The sequence below is a fragment of the Cupriavidus sp. U2 genome (assembly GCF_009663685.2).
In the GTDB taxonomy this organism is placed as follows: domain Bacteria; phylum Pseudomonadota; class Gammaproteobacteria; order Burkholderiales; family Burkholderiaceae; genus Cupriavidus; species Cupriavidus necator_C.
In genome coordinates this window covers 55,034-72,076 of record NZ_RCOG02000008.1, presented here as the reverse complement: position 1 = coordinate 72,076, position 17,043 = coordinate 55,034, and the positions used below count along the sequence as shown (strand labels likewise).

Annotated in this window: 15 protein-coding genes; 2 read left to right on the top strand and 13 right to left on the bottom strand. The window is 57.6% G+C overall.

The window, feature by feature from the left end; translation table 11 throughout:
* The first annotated feature begins 144 nt into the window (after nucleotides 1-144).
* Nucleotides 145-1,119, top strand: coding sequence for a plasmid replication initiator TrfA (gene trfA / locus D9X30_RS08305; protein ID WP_153949950.1), 975 nt, complete (start codon nucleotides 145-147; stop codon nucleotides 1,117-1,119).
* A gap of 158 nt (nucleotides 1,120-1,277) precedes the next feature.
* Nucleotides 1,278-1,790 (top strand): hypothetical protein, encoded by a 513-nt coding sequence (locus D9X30_RS08300; protein WP_153949951.1) that lies wholly within the window; start codon nucleotides 1,278-1,280, stop codon nucleotides 1,788-1,790.
* Between the two features lie 84 nt (nucleotides 1,791-1,874).
* On the opposite strand, the gene D9X30_RS08295 is transcribed toward D9X30_RS08300, so the two are convergent.
* The 13 genes from D9X30_RS08295 to D9X30_RS08235 all read right to left on the bottom strand — a co-directional run bounded on the left by D9X30_RS08295 (nucleotide 1,875) and on the right by D9X30_RS08235 (nucleotide 17,026).
* Nucleotides 1,875-4,613 carry a DEAD/DEAH box helicase gene (locus tag D9X30_RS08295; protein ID WP_153949952.1) on the bottom strand — a complete coding sequence of 913 codons (2,739 nt, stop codon included), beginning with the start codon at nucleotides 4,611-4,613 and terminating at the stop codon, nucleotides 1,875-1,877.
* A gap of 89 nt (nucleotides 4,614-4,702) precedes the next feature.
* Nucleotides 4,703-6,430 carry an ATP-dependent helicase gene (locus D9X30_RS08290; protein ID WP_153949953.1) on the bottom strand — a complete coding sequence of 576 codons (1,728 nt, stop codon included), beginning with the start codon at nucleotides 6,428-6,430 and terminating at the stop codon, nucleotides 4,703-4,705.
* Between the two features lie 263 nt (nucleotides 6,431-6,693).
* Complete coding sequence (locus D9X30_RS08285) at nucleotides 6,694-7,533, bottom strand: ATPase (protein WP_153949954.1); 840 nt, start codon at nucleotides 7,531-7,533, stop codon at nucleotides 6,694-6,696.
* Between the two features lie 54 nt (nucleotides 7,534-7,587).
* Nucleotides 7,588-8,205 (bottom strand): DUF4400 domain-containing protein, encoded by a 618-nt coding sequence (locus tag D9X30_RS08280; RefSeq protein ID WP_153949955.1) that lies wholly within the window; start codon nucleotides 8,203-8,205, stop codon nucleotides 7,588-7,590.
* A 3-nt stretch (nucleotides 8,206-8,208) separates the two neighbouring features.
* Nucleotides 8,209-8,505: a hypothetical protein gene (locus tag D9X30_RS08275; RefSeq protein WP_153949956.1), complete on the bottom strand. Its 297-nt coding sequence runs from the start codon at nucleotides 8,503-8,505 to the stop codon at nucleotides 8,209-8,211.
* Nucleotides 8,480-8,986 carry a hypothetical protein gene (locus D9X30_RS08270; RefSeq protein ID WP_153949957.1) on the bottom strand — a complete coding sequence of 169 codons (507 nt, stop codon included), beginning with the start codon at nucleotides 8,984-8,986 and terminating at the stop codon, nucleotides 8,480-8,482. The genes D9X30_RS08275 and D9X30_RS08270 overlap by 26 nt, the downstream gene beginning before the upstream one ends.
* 6 nt (nucleotides 8,987-8,992) lie before the next feature.
* A complete protein-coding gene (traD, locus tag D9X30_RS08265; RefSeq protein ID WP_153949958.1) occupies nucleotides 8,993-10,855 on the bottom strand; it encodes a conjugative transfer system coupling protein TraD in 1,863 nt (620 codons plus the stop codon).
* Nucleotides 10,852-12,075: a TraI domain-containing protein gene (locus D9X30_RS08260; protein WP_153949959.1), complete on the bottom strand. Its 1,224-nt coding sequence runs from the start codon at nucleotides 12,073-12,075 to the stop codon at nucleotides 10,852-10,854. Before D9X30_RS08260 ends, traD begins: the two co-directional genes overlap by 4 nt.
* A complete protein-coding gene (locus D9X30_RS08255; protein WP_249640913.1) occupies nucleotides 12,072-13,124 on the bottom strand; it encodes a type IV secretion system protein in 1,053 nt (350 codons plus the stop codon). Before D9X30_RS08255 ends, D9X30_RS08260 begins: the two co-directional genes overlap by 4 nt.
* Nucleotides 13,121-13,879, bottom strand: coding sequence for a conjugal transfer protein TrbJ (locus D9X30_RS08250; protein WP_153949960.1), 759 nt, complete (start codon nucleotides 13,877-13,879; stop codon nucleotides 13,121-13,123). Before D9X30_RS08250 ends, D9X30_RS08255 begins: the two co-directional genes overlap by 4 nt.
* An 18-nt stretch (nucleotides 13,880-13,897) precedes the next feature.
* The gene (locus D9X30_RS08245; protein ID WP_153949961.1) at nucleotides 13,898-16,354 is read right to left on the bottom strand and encodes a VirB4 family type IV secretion system protein; all 2,457 of its coding nucleotides are present in this window, start codon (nucleotides 16,352-16,354) and stop codon (nucleotides 13,898-13,900) included.
* Nucleotides 16,348-16,677 carry a conjugal transfer protein gene (locus D9X30_RS08240; RefSeq protein WP_008645668.1) on the bottom strand — a complete coding sequence of 110 codons (330 nt, stop codon included), beginning with the start codon at nucleotides 16,675-16,677 and terminating at the stop codon, nucleotides 16,348-16,350. Before D9X30_RS08240 ends, D9X30_RS08245 begins: the two co-directional genes overlap by 7 nt.
* Nucleotide 16,678: 1 nt before the next feature.
* Nucleotides 16,679-17,026, bottom strand: a complete 348-nt coding sequence (locus D9X30_RS08235; RefSeq protein ID WP_153949962.1) for a TrbC/VirB2 family protein — start codon at nucleotides 17,024-17,026, stop codon at nucleotides 16,679-16,681.
* Nucleotides 17,027-17,043: the final 17 nt, after the last annotated feature.

Genomic DNA, 17,043 nt, shown 5'->3' with positions numbered 1-17,043 from the left:
AAGCCTGCGCCAACACAACGCCTCTTTTTGACAAATATTTTCAAAACCATAGGCGAACTATCAAGGATCATTGGTGAATCACCAATAGAGCCGCCTTGACACACGTATACGCCACCCCATAATGCACCGAGTCAAGGAGAGGATATGAATCCGCGTTCACAACCAGAGGAAGAATTCCAACTCGTCCCCGAGTCTGAAGGTGAACCGTCTTCCGGACGCGGACGTGGTCGCGCGCAAGCCGCTGGAAGCCGCGTATCCAAGAACCAAGACCTTTTGAACGCCACTGAGAAGCTTCTTTCTTCTGCAGCCTTGCGCAAGGCCCGCGGCGTCATCAACACACAAATCCCCCTCGAGCTGCCGTCTTGGCACGAAAGCAAACGCGCTCTGCCGAACCCGCTTGCTCGCGGTGCGCTCTTTACGGCTACCAAGGACAACAACCGGGAGTATTACAAGGGCACGAAGGTCACAACTCTGGCCAACATCGACATCATCTACAAGGGCGAGGAATTGCGCCAAGATGATATGAGCGTCCTACTCACGATATTCCACCTGGCTCGTCAGCGACCTCTCTCAAAAGACGACCCCGTTGAGTTCACGGCGTACAGTTTCCTAAAAGAGGTCGGCTGGACCATCAACGGGCAAGAGTACAAACACCTGCAAGAGTGTTTTGACCGGCTCTCGGCTAACCAGGTCAAAGTGCTCGCCGATGGAGGAAAGGCCGGCTACGCTGGGTCTCTGGTGCGATCGTTTGAGTGGCGTGATTCGAACGGCGTATCGCTTAGTAAATGGAAGGTGTGGCTTGAGCCGAAGATCGCTGGTCTCTTCACTCAGGATTCTTTCACGCTGATGGAGTGGGCCGACCGAAAGAAAATTGGTCAGCGATCTCCGTTAGCGCTTTGGCTCCACAGTTTTTTGTCCACTCACCGCGAACCTATACCGCTGTCGGTCGAAAAGTACAAGGAACTGAGTGGTACGAAGGAAAAGTCGCTTGCTGGCTTCCGCATGCGACTGAAGGCCGCCCTGAACAAGCTCAAGGAATGCGGCATCATCGACTCGTTCGAGCTCAAAAACGATCTCGTCTACGTGACTAGAAGCCGCACGAAGCAAATCGCTGCCTGAGGCGAGGCGAATCGCTCTCTCTGCAGGCCCCTTCGCTCGAACTGTCCTAGGGTCGGTCGACTCGACCTCTCATCCGGAAGCGGGGAGTTCGCCTTTCGCTTCCTGAAGGCCCGTTCGTTTGGCATCACCATAATTTCCGGTGGCATGAACACTTCTTCGTGAATCACCTGGACGCGCCGTTTAGCCTCGAAGAGATGCTAGGCCCCGGCATATTCATCTCGCCGACATTGAATATGAGGCACACCTTCGGGCAGAAAGTGAAGTACGTCAAAGATGTGGGCGCTGCGACGAGTCATCTCTTTGAGGTGGGTCCGGCCGGCGAGATGACGTTCAAAGGGGAGGGCAACGAGCTTGCGTTCTACAAGTCAGACGTGTGGGCGTTCCAGGAGGAGTACCGGTATGTTCTACTGGCTACCCCTGCCCATCCTGAACCTTTTAACGGAGACATCGCCGCATATCTTGCAGGGCGGAGGGCTTGGAGCCGGTCCGGCATCAATTTTCTGACCGCAGTACCTGATCGCCTTTACATCGACCTCAGTCTGAATCCTGACGCTTTGCTCGAGGCTGAAATACTTGTTGGCCCATTGGCGACCGAGGAAACCATGGCGCGTGTCAAAATCCTTAGCGGCAGAACTGGTACCCCGCGCGCGAGTTGCCCGCAGCTGCCTTAGCGGGCAAATTCGGCGTAAGTGAGCACGACTCAATCCGAATCCTGACGGTAGCCTCGCAGAGGGGGGCGATACCTTTCAAGTCAGCTATTCGGCAAAAGAAATGTCTTTTCTCGACAACCGGCCTCTGTTGCGTTTTCCCTGCCAGGCAGCGATGAACGGGCCGTGAGCACTGATTGACGGAGCGGCGACCACGCGGTGTAAGCGGGTTGGTATCGAGAACATCGGGCCGGACTCCCGAGCGGCCGACGGAATTTCGGCGACTGGACCGGCCTGAGGCATTCGACAATCTTTCAACTTTGGAGCAATGCCAAGAGCGGCGAGAGCGTCAACCCGATTTGGTTTCAGTACGCCTCTCCGCCATTCTCCGCGCTGTTTCTTTAGCCAGCTGCCCAACAGCATGCCATCGCCGCAAGCGTAGTCTGCCGGCGGTAGGCTTCCGAAACGTCGCATGAATTCTTTGAGCCTCTGTAGAGCACAGTCCCAGTTTCCATCGTGACGAACCAAAACGCCGTTCCACTGGACCCCCGCCGCTTGCAGACGGACTGCCCGCTCACGAGACAGTTGGTCTTTCGCTTGCAGCTTCCGTTGCACTCCTAGCCACATCCCCAGCTTGAACTCGTCTGCAGTGCCTGGACACCAAACGGCTCTCGCCGGAACATTGGCGTGACCGTGTTGTGAGATCCATTGCTCAAGGATGGAGAATGAACTATCCCATTGGGAAGAATATCTATTCCACTGGATACCGATACCTTCCAGGCGCTTAATCCTCTCCGAGGTCAAAGTGCCCTGCGCTTTATTTAACCGCTGCGTCACTATCCATGCAGACAGCTTGAATCCGTCGGGCATGATTGTGGGTGTCGGCGCATTGCAGTGTCCATGCTCGCGAAAGAATTCTGACGCCGCTGCGAAGCCTCGCTCGAACTTCTCGCTCATCGGATCCCAAGAGAAGCCGCCCCTTGTTAGCTTTTCGACCTTCTCGGGTGCGAGTTCGCCTCGCTTATAGCGACGCCGCTGTTTGACGGACCAGTCGTATAGGTCCGTAGTCCACCCCTCACGGCTGTACATGGTCTTGCGTGGGACGGAGGCCGTCCCATTCGATCTTATCCATGCCAGGACAGCGTCACAGGATGCATGCCATCGGGCTTCCACTAGATCCCATACCATGCCGATCGATTCCAGCTTCCGAATCCGCTCGGGTGACATCCAAGAATCGTTTCCGCTCTTGGCGTCTCTCTGCATTTTGAGCCACACCCCAAGTCGGAAGCCGTTTGGATCCTCGGGTGGCCAGGTCTCGTCAAGCATCGCGTTGCAAGACCCGAGCCGTTCGGCACGTTGGCGCGCTAGTTCGAAGGCAGCTTCCCACTTATCGGACAGCTCGTCGACGACCACTGGTCGAAGCACGTCGGAGATTTCCTGGACCGCTTCACTGCCAATGAAGTACACCTTAGACAAAGGGTCACCGCCACTGCTTGTTCCGCCAGAGATCGTTATGGATCGACTGATGTTGAGTGAAGCGGCGAACTCCTCATCGTGTGAGCGAAGTGCGCTTAGAACCCGCCAGATTGAGCGGAAGTCGGTGCTTTGGACCACTTCTTCTATCGATTCGCCTTTGCCGAGCAGGATTGGCAGAACGACAGTGCCAATCGTCTTACCGGGACTCATTCGCAGCGCGCGACCGAGAGCCTGTGCAATGTCGACCTCACTGGTTCGCGGGTCGACGAAGACAACACCGTCGACGCTGGGCACGTCGATGCCTTCAGTCAGGCACCGTGCGTTCGTCATCACGTGATGTTGTTCACCCGCGGCCGAACCGAATTTGGCAAGAATGTCCCGACGTCTTGCAGCACTCATGTCTCCAGAGATGAAGGACGCAGTGAAGCTAGCCTTCGTCTTGCCAGCCGATCGCATGGCTTGGGCGACAGTTGCCAGGTCCTGCTGGAAGTTCGAAGCGTTATTCAAAGTGTGATGGAACGTGATCACTTTCTTTAGACTGAAAGTGTCTATCGCCTTGACGACGCCTACCAGTCCGGCTTCCACGACGCGCATTCTGTCACGTTTTGTATCACCAACGTGCTTGGCTATCGTTCTTAGTTCCTCGTTGTCGGAGAGAACCACCACAACTTGATAATCACAAAGCAATCCAAGATCGATGGCTTTGCGGAACGGAAGGGTGTGAAAGCGAGGGCCGAAGACGGCTTCGTTATCCATGCCGATGAAGTTGGGACTGCTCTTGCGCCGGGCGTTCATGTCCTTCGGTGTTGCCGTTGCGAACAGTCTCCGGTCGGCACGAATCCTCTTCCCATCGAGCACGATCGCGAAGGGCGAGCTGATGTCACCCGCGCAACGGTGCGCCTCGTCGCATATAGCGAGATCAAAGGTCGGTACGTCGCTCTCTGTCTGTGTCGCTGCAATCACGCAGGCGGATTGATAGGTGCAGAAGACCACACGACTTCCGTCGCCTCGCATGAAGCATTCGATGTCGCCGGAATCTGTGGTCACCGCGAACCCGCTATCGCTAAGGCTTGCGACTCCGAGGTCATCGACAGAACCACGTGAGAGAGAGGTGTCCGAACAAACGCAGAGGGCGTGGTAGTCCGCCATCGAATGGTTGTCCCGCCAGGATAACGCGTACTGCAGCAAAAGCGAGATAGATGGGAGGAATACCACCGTGAGCCTCACCTTCATCGCCTCCGCGACCCACAAAGCTGTCAGAGTCTTTCCTGTTCCGCAAGCCATGATGAGTTGACCGCGGTCGTGGGATTGAAATCCGCCGACCACGTCTTGGATCGCTTCCCGCTGATGGGCACGAGGTAGGTGTTTCATTTCTCAGCTATATTTTGTTGCAGACAGGACCAGACTAGCGGTCGCAGATTGGAGTCAAGCTCTGACGGTACGTCGACGCGAATCTTTAGCTACGCCAGGCCAGATTCGATGACAAATCTTGAAGTTGGATGCTTTTTCGCGGTGGAAAGGAGCATGACTCGTCGGGCGCGGGTGAGTGCCACGTAAAACAGTCGCCGCTCCTCTGCCTCCGGACTGCCTTCGTCGGGGATGACCGTTTCTTCAAGCCGGATGAGAGCTGTGTGATCCCATTCGAGCCCTTTGCTTGAATGGAAGGTTGTGAGCACGACGGCATCTTCAGCTGGTTCGTTGTTGCGACGACGCAGGAACTCCAATCGATCCACGAAAGTGCCGTTCAACCTGGTCAGCACATCGTAGGTCGTAGTGATCGAGCGCTTACCCTGATCCGATTTTACCCAGCGCAGCATCCACTCGCTTACCCCGTCGAGTACGAGCGCATGGAACTGGCGATTGCAAAGCGATCGCCATTCACAGATCTTCTTCGCCAGCTCCAAATACTTCTCGACGGCATCGTCACCGAGTCCCGCGTCCAAGAGATCCTTCTTCTTGATCTTTTCGCATTCCTTTGCACCGGAGAACTTGCGATACAAAGTTTGGAGATCAGCGGCACCCACGCCAGCGAAGCCAAGAATCGCGTCTAAGCCGCTGGTTCTCGTTCCCTGGATCAATTCAAGTAAGTTGCCCATCAAGGCCGATTCGGGGCGATCCAGGATCGAGCGTCCTGCCGCGCGGTGGTACTTCACCCCATGTGATCGGCAAACAGCCTCGACTGGATCGAGAATGCGATTTGTACGGGCTAGGATCGCAGCAGTCTTTCCAGCACGCACTGCCGCCGCCATTGCTTCTATCGCCGAAATGGCTTCTTTGTACTCGTCGTCGTACCGTGCGAAGTCCACAGTACCGCCGGCGCCACGGTTGGATACAAGCTCCTTTACGATTCGCTCGCGGTTGTTCCGAATGACCTTGTCGGCAACAGACAAAATCTCAGAATGCGAGCGATAGTTAACCCCCAGGACAATCTGTCGGGCATCGAACTCTCTAGCGAAGGCTTCCATGCCCCTTAGCCCGAGCGCAGAACGAAAGCCGTAGATTGCCTGGTCGTCGTCGGCAACGAGAGTCGTAATGGCACCAGTTCTCGCATGCAGCGCGGTCCATAGAGCCTGATGCGGGTCCACATCCTGATATTCGTCGAGTAATAAAGCGTCGATGTTGTAGGGAGCAATTGTGCCTCGCTTCATGCCGTCTACTGCGTATCGAAGTAGGTCGTGAAAATCGACCCGGCCATTTCTCTGCAGCGCTTCTTGATAGGCGACGAACAGTTGGCCTTCCGGCGTCTCAAGCAACGGATCGCCTAGCTCAGACTTGATGCGTTCAATCGCGGCTATGGCATCCTCGAGCTTCCATTCCGTGCTCGACTCCTGTATGACATGCGTCAGAATCGCGGTGCGCTCACCATCAGTCGCAATGTCAGGCCTCTTGCCAGCTGCCGACGAAAGTTGCTTGTAGGCCAAGGAATGGAAGGTGCCTGCGATTAGACGCCTTTTGGCAGATGGCCCCGCCAAAGCCAGTATCCGGTCGCGTAGCTCGACCGCGGCATCCTTGCTGAAGGTAACGGCACCGACCGTCATGTTCGGGTCACTCAATAACAAGGCGGCTTTCGCGGCAATCGTCGCAGTCTTCCCGGCACCAGGTACAGCAACCGCGACGCAATGGCCACGGCACTCCACCACTTCGCGTTGCGACGGATTCAGCTTTTCGATTGCTTCAACGAGTGTCATAAACAGGAGGCGGTGGAAGCGACGGCCAAACGTGGATACCAGCGATCGGGCATGGTGGGACTTGGTGCCTTCAAGAGGGAGAGAGTGCCATCAAGTCCCCGAAGTTTTCCCGGACAATTGCACTTGATGGCAGCATCAGGGACTAGGTGCCACGTTCTAGGACTATGCGTAGGGGAGTTCCATTAACTTTAAGTGGCACATGGTGGCACCACGGGCAACCACGACCGATTGCGCCCAAGTTGATGCCACCGTACTGATGGCAATCAGATCCCTCGCACCGTTGTCATAAGCTTCAGGTGCGTCGTGTAGCTGCGCAGGCCGAGGGGCTGGAATTTGCGCAAGAATCGGGTGACCTCATCATTGACGTCGCTCTGGTCGCGAATGCCGTTCCACACCATGAAGTCGAACTGATCCATGGTCTGGTCAAACTTGATAAGCACCTGCAGTGCCCGCACAGCGAAACGCGAGTACGCCTGGACTTCGAGCGACAGGGAAGGGCGTTGGATCGTCGGGACGAAGACGATATCGCTGTTGTCGCGCATCTCCTTCTCTTTCTGTTCGCGGTAGGCCTTGGCAACGCGAAGCTGCTCCTCGACGTAATCTTCGAGCTTGGCCAGTTCACGTTCCAGATACGTCTCCAACGTGCTCAACTCCGAGCGCGTGAAGGTGCTTTGACCGAAGCGCTGCAGATTCAGCGACATGCGGTTCATGTACGGCCACCATTGTTCGAACAGCGGTCGCAGTCGAGTGTGGTTCAACTTCAGCGCGATCGGAACAACTGCGGCGCCGGCGAGTTCCCGATCGAGGATTTGCATGCCAAGCTCACGACGCCGGCGGATGATTGCCTGACGCTGCTCAGGCTGGAGCTCGCGGAAAAGCTTCCGCGTCCGCTCGACCTCCGCCTTGCGCTGCTCGTGGTCGGCCGTGGAGATCAGGCCTTCATTACGCAGCGCATCGGCGGAGGCCTCCATCTCGTTGAGTTCGTGCTCGACGTCTCCGCTACTATCCATGGCGCCGAGCGTGGTTGGATGGGCGGGCGAAGCCGTGGATGCCGCCGGATCCACGGTGATGTCTTCGTTGGGGGTGAGGTCGGTCGTGGTCATGAATTTCTCCGTAGCGGGCACAAAATGAGCCCTGGTAGTCAGTAAGCGGCCGGACTATTTTCCGACGTGAAATGACGCCGCGAGGCGCCAGCAGAGCAGGCCCACTAGGCAGATGACGTACGTCCACCAGTTGGCGAGCAAGGAAAAGGGAAGCAGTAAAGCGGAAGCACCTAGGCCGAAGCAGAGCATCAGCCCATGCGCCGCAACGTGGAACGAAACGGGGTTGGCAAAGCCGGCACTGGCGGCGCGGATCTTCCGTGACACCGAGCCGTCGTTAAATACGGCGACGAAGAAGACGATTGCACCGAACAGCCAGTGATAGGCAACGCAAGCCCGGTACAAGCCGCGATAGATCGTCAGCCAGAAGTGCTGCATCCAGTTGCGGCCGAAGGCGGAGGCGCCACCGTCCGAAAAATCCGTTGACGTATCCGATCCGGAGAACGACGCCTTCACAGCGCCGGTCTCGATGAACCATTTGTGGAAGCGCACGTTCGCGCGAGACACGGCGTTGTCAGCCTTGTCCTTTCCCAGCACCTTCTCGGCGGATCCCTGTTCAGCCTGGCTGATTTCGAACGCCGACTGGTCCTGAATGAACGGTGCCACCGTACAGATCATCAGCGGTGACACAATGAGCCAGAGGCGAACGTGAGATGCGAATCTGCTACCTGCCATGTTTTAGACCCACCTCAGCGCCAAAAGAACAGGGAAACTCGGAATCGAAACGAGCGCCGCCCAGAATAGAGCCGGCTTCTCAACTGAAATCTTCACAAGGGCAAAGCAGGCGGACGCCGCTCCGCCAGTGAAGGCAGGCGGCACATCTCCCTTGTCAGCGGTGCCGGCTGTCAGCCAATCATGCATGGCTACCGCTACAGCAGTGTCGATACCGAAAAGGCGCGCGGCGATGCGTGCGGGGGCCAGGCGGATCAGGACGGCGACGCGGCGCGCGTCAGTGTGCAAAGTTGCCAGCGACATCGTAGCTCTCGAAGTAGCGGGAGAATTCGTAACCATTGAGTACGCGGGCGGCCAGTTGAAATGCCGCGCAGCGCTGGGAGATTTCGCCTGGCACCGGTTCGTCGACCACCTGGCACACGTAACCCTCTGGCTGCCGCTGCTCGAAGGCAGGAATCGACTCGTGAAACGGATACCAGACGTTGTACTTCTCGCCCTTGAAGGCAGCGTAGCGCTTGTTGTAGAGGTCGTGCGCCCGGGCAAAGAGCCCCTTCATGAACGCCACGCTGGGGTCGCCGTGCTTGCGCGCAGCGCGCCATGCTTCAATTCCATCGGTCAGCATTTCCTTGATTAGAGGTTCTTCTCGCAACCGGAAATTGGCGCCGACATAGTCAACCACGCGAGTACAGATCACATCGAGGTCCGGGGAAAGGGTGAACACAGGCGAAAGCTTCGCCGAAAGATGGTGTTGCTTGATAACTTCGCGGAACAGGCTGCTACGCATGGATGGTTAGTCCTGAATAATGGGGATGCGACCCTGGTAGACAGCGCCACCGGAGATTCGGAGGAAGTACTGAAGGTTGGGCAATTGCATGACCAGGTCATGCGGGATCAGAGGCACCTTTTCCAGCTGCGCCGAGCGTGAGACGGAACCGCTGAACTCGCCCACGTGGGCCTCGGTGCCGGTGCTTGTACTGCTGGACACCACGAGATTGCGGATAGCCGTTGTACCGGCCTTCTCAGCAAACCATTGAGCGGTGTCGATGTCTTCCAATCGTAAGACGATCTGGTTGTTCAGATTGCCCAATACCTGCTGCATTTTGGCCACGTTTCCAAGCTTTGCCGTGAAGTCGGAGCGGGTCTGGTATGCGATGAACGCCTTGAATCCGGCACCGCGGCCCTTGTTCAACAGTTGCACCAGTTGCTCGTTCACCGCTTCGGCAGCCTCATCGACGACCAGAACGATCTCCGGCGGCTTCGCATAAAAGTTGTAGATGGCGCCGGCGACGGATGCGATGTCGGCCAGTAGCATCGACATGACGGCCTGGGCCACCATCGAGTTGGACAGGGAATCTGCGCCGACGTAAAGCACCGCCTTCTGCTTGATGACCTTGTCGATGTCCCAAATCTCGCGGTCATCGTCAAAGTCGTCTGCTTTCGGTGCCAGCATCAGGCCGGTCTCACCGGTGGCCAGCATCTGCAGAAGGGGGAGGGCTGAGGCGATGATCCGGCCGTAGTGGTCCCGGTCGTGCTGAAACGTCGAGATGAGGCCGTCGATGGATTCGTGTCCGTTGCCGACGTTTGCGAAGCGCTCGATATACATCCTGACCATCGCATCAAGCCGTGTGCCGCCCTTTTGTCCGACCTGCTGCATATAGCCAGCAACCTCTTCATCCCAGTCCGGCTTTCCCGCCTCGGGGAAAAACCGCTGCAGGGCGCGCTCAAGCAGGTTGTTAATGCCGTTTTGCGCGTACTGTAGGATCGAACGCAAGTTTGGCTTGTCACCCACGTACAGTTCCCCCTTGACCGAGCGATCAATGAAAAGGAACGCAAACTGGCGGAATGGGCCTTCCTCCATGAGCTGGGCAATACGCGTCGGAATTTCCGACGGCTGCGACCAGTTCTCCAATGGATTGAGCCGAATGGACTGTGATGGCGCCGCCTGTTTCCAATATAGGAACTTGCGTCCCGTGCGTTCACACTCGCGCCGGCATCGAACAACCCAATCGGGGTCGTTCTTGGGATCGATCACAATCAACACGTCGTTGGGATTGTGAATCACCTGCGTCGAGATGAGTTCGAACGTACGCGTTTTCCCAGAGCCGGTGGTGCCGCTGATGGACGTATGACCGCCCATTGCCTTGTAATGAAACGGAATGGCCTGCTTCGTTGATTCCAGCCCGGCGATCCACGGCTTGCCTTGGGGCGAGCGGTCGGCGATGCTGCTCCCTGGCGCGAAAGCCTTCTCGATGGCCCGCACGGTTTCCTTGGGGATCCACTTGGGGAGACCGGGAATGTCTGTCGAAGGCATGCGCAGTATGTCGTGTGCGAGCTGGCAGTGTTTCTGCGTCCACTCATAGCCGGTCCCGAGATACATCGCGTCCTCGTCCTTGTCGCTGGAACGCAGCTTTTTGCTCTGGGCAAGTAGCGAGTCGATCTTCTCGACAGTCAACCACTTCGTGGAGATCGCAAGCCGGAACTTGAGCGCTCGCCAGATCTGCGTAGATCTGACCAGCAGGAATACGAGGCAAAGCAGGAAAAAGTAACCTGCGTTCGGCATGCCGCTTACCAGGACCAGTATCGCGGCAAGTGTCCACCCAACCGCCGCGCGGAACTCGAAGATTGGCCGAAAATGATTGATGTAACTGTTCATGTCGCGCTGCCCGGAGCGATAAGATTGCCCACCTCATCCACCAACAAGATGTTCTGACCGTCAGTCTTGTAAAGGTGCTTGCCCTTACGCAGATGCTCGACCAACGTGTCCGAAGCGAGGCCATAGTTGCTTAGCATTCGCTTGCTAATCGCCACTTTTCCGTCGATGCGAGTGACCTTTGCCTTGCCAGCCGCAACGTCCTGAGAGAGCGCCTTAAAAAATTCGCGCATCAAATTGGACGTGCCCGCCAGCGCCTTGAAAGGATCCTCGGACGGCGCGTCCTTCCGAAGTGATTTCCCACCATCGAGCTGCAGCACGTTGCGCGATGCTGGCTCACCAGCATCCGCGGCCGGTGCGGATGCGTCAGCGGAAGGCGGCGGCGCTGGGAGCTCAACAGGCGCCGTAGAAGCGGTAACGCTAGCGGGGGTCGCTGGCGGAGCTTGCGTGCCGGTGGCGTTGGCGGGCGCGGTCCCAGTTGCATTCCCGGCATTGGCAAGCAATTCTGCCGCCGGAACTGGCGTTGCATCCGGAGGGAATTCGGCCCTTCGGGCCTTTACCTCGAAGCTGGTCAAGGTCTCGATGGACTGGCGAACTACCTTGTGCAACAACGATTCAACGCCCGTAGGTCTTGGGTCCGGATTGATGGCACCAAACAAGTCGGTGAGTACCTGGGTGTCGAACGCACTCAACCGCTCAGCCCCCAGGATCTCGCGGGCGAGGAGTGCAGTACGCATGCGCTCCAGCGGCATGGGAGCCTCGCGTCGCGAGACGCGATACGTGCTGGTGTCGAGCCAAGGGCCGAAAGCACCGTGCGCAGCGGGAATCCATTCCGACCCGTCCGAGTCACGATGAAACTGAAAGTGCCGGCAAGGCTCGTCCAGACGCGAGCAGCACGCCGCCAAGAACAGTGCGTAGAGATACTGTGGCTCCAGCTGCCGCCGACGCTCCGATGGTTGATCGGCGGCAAACTTTTGTGCGCCCGATAGGCGCATGGCGAAGTAAGCCGCCTCGATCGTTGCCCGAAAGGCGCCGCCCGGCTCCGCGTGCTCCGTTGGCCGTAGTGGCATACTGGAGAACCACGTTGCGCAACGAGCGAGCACGTCTAGCCATTTGACATCGAAAACCGATCGACTGGATTCGTTGGCGTACTGGCGAATCAGGGAAACGCGACTCGCGTGAGCGGACAGCAATTCGGCCGGAGGTTGGGAGCGATGGATCATTTTTTGCCCCCGAAGAACTTGCCCAGACCGCCGGCCGCTTTCAGGCCAACACGCATGGCGCCGCCACCGCTTATGCCACCGCCAGAGCCAAAGATGGCGCCGGCGATCTTCGGAATCTCGAATGCAACAAAGATCATGAGGAGGGCGTAACCGATGGCTTGCGCTGCGCTTGCAGACGAGTTTGTACCTACAGCATTGATATCGCTGATAGATGCGGCAAACGAGGAGATGACGAGCTTGCCCATGATTGCAGCGACCACGACGTACATCGACCCGCCGATCATGAAATCGAGCCACGAGTTAAAGAATCGCCGGCTATAGTCGTGAAAGCCCAGCGCGACGGCGATGGGCCCGATGACAATCCCGATTGCTACCTGGATCATCCCGAGACTGATGAAGAACGTGTAGACGAGCGCGGCAATCTCGCAGAGGGTGAAGGCGACGGCGAGCAATAGGCCGCTAAATGCGACTCCAAGTATCTGATACCAGGAAGCCGCGCTCAACGCCTTTAGGAACGAATCTATGAAACTACCACCGATCGAAGCGAGGACGATCACAGGATTCGTCGTATTGGTGCCCGATATCTTCGTTGAGAGTTGCGAGAACCAGTTGTAAATGCCCGGACCGAACTGCGTGTAGCCGCTGTAGAGTGCCGCGAAAATTCCGATTACCAGAATTGTCTCTAAGAGGTCGTTCCAGGCGGAGGTGGGATCGCTTGTGCCGGCAAACCTGAGCGCCGCAAAAGTTAGAGTGATTACAGCTAGCCCGAATGCGATCTTGTCTGCCTCGGGGCGAACTGTTGTACTGAGTGCGGTCGCCCCGGTAATCAGATTTGGCGTGAAATCACCAAACTTTTTGAGAAAATTGCTGAAGGCTTCGCCGATGCTTCCGGGCTGGGGCATGACCAGCGCGGCGAGCGCTGCGTCTTGCTTGGATGTATCCGTACTGGGCGGCGTCTGTGCCACGACGGAGCCCGCATGGATGAGGAAAGTCGCTGCAATCAGCACGAGCATTCGACGGACAAAAGCAACGCTCATGATGTTGGTCACTGTGCCCGAATCGGTTGGTTGTACACACGCGAGCGCAGCAACTGGACCTCATCGTCCTGACTTTTCTTGATCGCCCGCAGGGCTTCCGCCTTCTCAGACGCATCGCTGTTCTCTTGCTGGGCCTTTGCCGCATCGGACTGCGCCTTCACACTCATCAACTGGAGCAGGTCGGAGTTTTGGCTGGCCAGCACGTCAAGCATCTGGTTCGTCGTCTGAGCGGCAGCCTGCGCAGTCGGGGACAGCTTGATTTGCGACTGGATCTTTTGGCGGCGCTTAGCGATGGACTGGGTGTTGCTGAAGATCTGCTCGCCCAGACTGAAGAGCGCCTTCGCGGTCTTGTCGCCGTTGGTCAGCAGCGTACGCTGGTCTTCAAACCACTGTTCCTTGGTCTTGCCGGAAGACACGACCATCCCCTGGATTTTCTTCAGGTAGTCGGCGTTGTCCTGCACCGTCCCATAGAGATCCTTCAGCGTTGTGCCGTACACCTCGTACTTGCCGATCTCGTCCTTGATGCTGTTGAATTGCTCCATGATCGCCTCGGGGTCGAGACCGGTGGCCTGCAACAACTGGTTGGCCATCATCTGGTACTGATAGACGATGTTGGTGTTCTCGTACACTTCGGACTTGATCGACTGCAGAGCCGAGATGGTGGTTTGCACGAGGCCCACCCAGTCAGTGACGGGCAGGGCGGCGTGGGCAGTCGATGCGACCGAGACCGATGCGGCGACGGCGATGTTGGCGATCCACTTTTTCATTTCTTCTTCTCCTTAAGGTTAGGCTGCGCGCGCGAGCATTTCGCGCACGTAGCGATCCTGCCAATCGGGCTCGCCCGACGCATGGTGGTTGTCACAAATTGACTGGGCGACGCCGTCGGAACGCAACATCGCAACCATCTCGTCGTTGAATGCGGTCTGAAGCATCCGGGTCTGTGTGTTGGTAATCCAGAGGTAGTCGCGGTTCGGCACCGAGTCGGAGATCATCTGGATCTGGTCGTTGGTCAAGCCAAACTTCTCCCCATAGAGCTCAGGGGTCGTCTTGGCCTGGCTGTTCGGCAGATAGATCCAGTTGGCGATGTTCTCTTTGAGGATCTCGAAGTTCGCCACACGAGCGATTTGTCGCAAGGATTGCGTAGCCGCCCAAATGGAGCCGTTGAGCTTCCGAATCGTGGTGATCCAGTCCTCAAAGCGCTTATAGAAGCGCTCGTTCTGGAAGAAGAAGCCGCATTCCTCCACCTCGATCACGGTGTAGCGGATGCCGTCCATCGATTGGCTGATGCGGTAGAACGCATAGTCCGTGAAGAGCGCGGCGGCGCGAGGGAACTTCTGGAACAGTTCTCCGCACTCGATGCAGAGGTTGTCGCTCACGGCGAAGGCATCCTCGACGTGATCGAAGAAGTGGCCATACTGACCACCTACAAGCCAAATCTGCAGGCGCTCGCGCAGATCGGCATGAAGCAGCGTGGACAGCGAACTGAGTGTCCAGCGATCTGGCGAGTAGGTTGCGACCAACCTCACCGCTTCAAAGATGTCCTGCTTTTGCTGCGGCGAAAGCGTAAAGGTGTCATCCTCGATAGCGAGGGTCAGCCATTCGGTGACATAGGTAAAGCTTCTCGAATCGGAGAGCAGCGAGAGCGGATTCACCGGCGTGCTGGCCTGGAACTTACCAGTCACGTCAATGAACGCCCCGCCGCTCAGCAAGGTCGGAATGCGCGTGGAGCGATCCTTGTCGAAGCGAATTCGGCGCGCACCGTGCCGATCTGCTTGCGACACCAGGAAATTGAGGAATACCGATTTCCCGGCGCCAATCGGGCCAATGACAAAGAGGTGGCCGTTGCCACCCGGTTGGTGCATGTCGACGCGCTGTGGAGTGCGATGGCGCGTTGGAAGGCAAGTGAGCGGCGGCACCTCCGTACCAGTCTTCTCCGACAGCCATGCGTTACGGACCGGCCCTTCCAGGACCGAGCGAACGGGTGCGATATCGGATACCGCTGGCGTTTCCACGAACTGCAGACGGCGTTGCTTATCCCAACGACCGGGAAGCGTGCTGTTCCACGCCGGCATCAAATTGGTTTTCTCGCGGATCGCACCGAAGCCAGCGTTCGTCAGCGTGCCCACCACTTCGCTAACGGAATCCTCGAGTTCCGATTCCGTGTCGGCGTAGATAACGATGGAGATGTTGGCGAAACCGTGCTGGACGCCTTCTGCCGTCAGGCGCTTCAGCGCCTTGCCAGCTTCCTTGGCGAGCTCCTCGCGTCCCTCGTCATTCTCGTTTTCCTCCTTGGCGACGTACTGCTTGACCATGGAGCGGAGGTTGACGGCCGCCATCTTGTAGAAACGGCGCACCTTCTCGATATAGGCCGTGGCCCGCGCGGTATCGAGGAAGCGGAACATGATGCAGATATCCAATTCCGCGTCCACCTGCAGGAGGCTGTCGAGAGCGGCTTCCTGGAAGCTCATCCATTCCTTCACAGCCACAATCGCTGCATAGCGCTTGCCGTGGGCAGATTCGAACAGCAGGCGCTCCGCGCCTACGGTAATCTCGGACTCGCTCAGATGGGTGTCCAGCAACGTGACCGGAAAGCGGATGCGCCGCTTGGGCACGCTGGGGTTCGCAATCTGGTGAAGTGCCTCGTAGCTTTCCTGCATGGCGAGGCGCGTTGGCTTGATGCGCGGAATACCGCCAGTGAAAGCATCCAGCATGGCTTCGAAGCGACGTGTGTCGGATCGAATTTGCTCCATGTCGAATGCAAAGGCGCTGCGGGACAGCACGGTGTCCTTGGCAGCTTCGATAATGGCGCCATAGACCTTCTTGCCACCGACCGTCATGTGGTAGCCAATCTTTTCGAAGAATTTGGCCACACCGGTCTCGGGCGTATAGGCAATGCTCAGTGAGTGCGCGTTCCGGAAATAGCGCCCGGTTGTCATGTGCGCCTGATTCAGGGCGTTGAGACGCGCGTCGGTACCATTGCTGAACTCGCCGTCGACGTAGTCTTTAGTTCGCCGGTGTGAGAGGCGCCACCATGCAGTGATGCGGTTGTCGAACGAGCGGCAGGCTTGGTCGAGCTGCTCACGGGCGGAGGTGATATCGCTTGCGTCAGCGCTGTCCGCATCTACGCCACGGAATTCGTAGGTTGCGAGCAACGAGCCATCCTTGTTCAGGATGAGTTCGGGCGTGATCGAGGTGAGCCACGGGGCAATCTCGGCCAGGGGGCGTCGCTTGAGTTTCAGCATGGCAGGTCGCTGTCAAAGCCATAGGGGCGACGGAAGACCGGGTGTGATTTCCCGTGCCAAGGGAGTGATTCGTAAAGGTCGCCGTACTGGTTGTAAAGGTTCAGAATCTGGTTCCACCACGGGTCTCGGCTTGTCAGCCACGCTAGCAGCGCGTGTACGCTCAAGCCCAGGACGAAGAACGTCACTGGGATTTGCCAGCCACTCCGGTAAGTGACGTAGATCAGCAACGCGGTGATCGTGCCGTTGGCGATGGCCAGGGTCCGCACCGCGCCGGCAATCAGCTGCGGCATGGACAAGCCGATGCTCACGTGGTGTTTGCGCATGCTAGAAGCCTGTGCAGGACGCGACGATGTTCAGCGTCTTGAGAATCGATGGTGCGGCTGCGGCCAGACCGATACCCACGCAAGCGCCAGAGATGAATTTGGACAGCGAGGACTCTGCGTTGGCGTAAGCGATTGCGCCGAGCACGATGACAATGAGTCCCAGCACGAAGAGATATTTGGTGTTGATGAAAGTCGCCAGGCCGCAGATGAAGTTGCCCAGATTGCCAAGGAACGAATCATCGGCGGCGACCGCCGATGTGGCGACGGCCATCATGCCGATCATCAGCATGGCAGATGGTGCGTACTTACGGGCGGTGGCGCGTACGCGCGGATTGATTGCGAGTTGCATTTCGAGGAAGACTCCGT

Excerpts from the sequence above, each read along its gene's own strand:
- D9X30_RS08295 (WP_153949952.1), bottom strand. The coding sequence starts at position 4,613 with ATGAAACACCTACCTCGTGCCCATCAGCGGGAAGCGATCCAAGACGTG.
- D9X30_RS08240 (WP_008645668.1), bottom strand. The coding sequence starts at position 16,677 with ATGCGCAAACACCACGTGAGCATCGGCTTGTCCATGCCGCAGCTGATT.
- D9X30_RS08245 (WP_153949961.1), bottom strand. The coding sequence starts at position 16,354 with ATGCTGAAACTCAAGCGACGCCCCCTGGCCGAGATTGCCCCGTGGCTC.
- D9X30_RS08290 (WP_153949953.1), bottom strand. The coding sequence starts at position 6,430 with ATGACACTCGTTGAAGCAATCGAAAAGCTGAATCCGTCGCAACGCGAA.
- D9X30_RS08275 (WP_153949956.1), bottom strand. The coding sequence starts at position 8,505 with ATGTCGCTGGCAACTTTGCACACTGACGCGCGCCGCGTCGCCGTCCTG.
- D9X30_RS08260 (WP_153949959.1), bottom strand. The coding sequence starts at position 12,075 with ATGATCCATCGCTCCCAACCTCCGGCCGAATTGCTGTCCGCTCACGCG.
- D9X30_RS08285 (WP_153949954.1), bottom strand. The coding sequence starts at position 7,533 with ATGACCACGACCGACCTCACCCCCAACGAAGACATCACCGTGGATCCG.
- D9X30_RS08235 (WP_153949962.1), bottom strand. The coding sequence starts at position 17,026 with ATGCAACTCGCAATCAATCCGCGCGTACGCGCCACCGCCCGTAAGTAC.
- D9X30_RS08280 (WP_153949955.1), bottom strand. The coding sequence starts at position 8,205 with ATGGCAGGTAGCAGATTCGCATCTCACGTTCGCCTCTGGCTCATTGTG.
- D9X30_RS08250 (WP_153949960.1), bottom strand. The coding sequence starts at position 13,879 with ATGAAAAAGTGGATCGCCAACATCGCCGTCGCCGCATCGGTCTCGGTC.
- traD (WP_153949958.1), bottom strand. The coding sequence starts at position 10,855 with ATGAACAGTTACATCAATCATTTTCGGCCAATCTTCGAGTTCCGCGCG.
- trfA (WP_153949950.1), top strand. The coding sequence starts at position 145 with ATGAATCCGCGTTCACAACCAGAGGAAGAATTCCAACTCGTCCCCGAG.
- D9X30_RS08270 (WP_153949957.1), bottom strand. The coding sequence starts at position 8,986 with ATGCGTAGCAGCCTGTTCCGCGAAGTTATCAAGCAACACCATCTTTCG.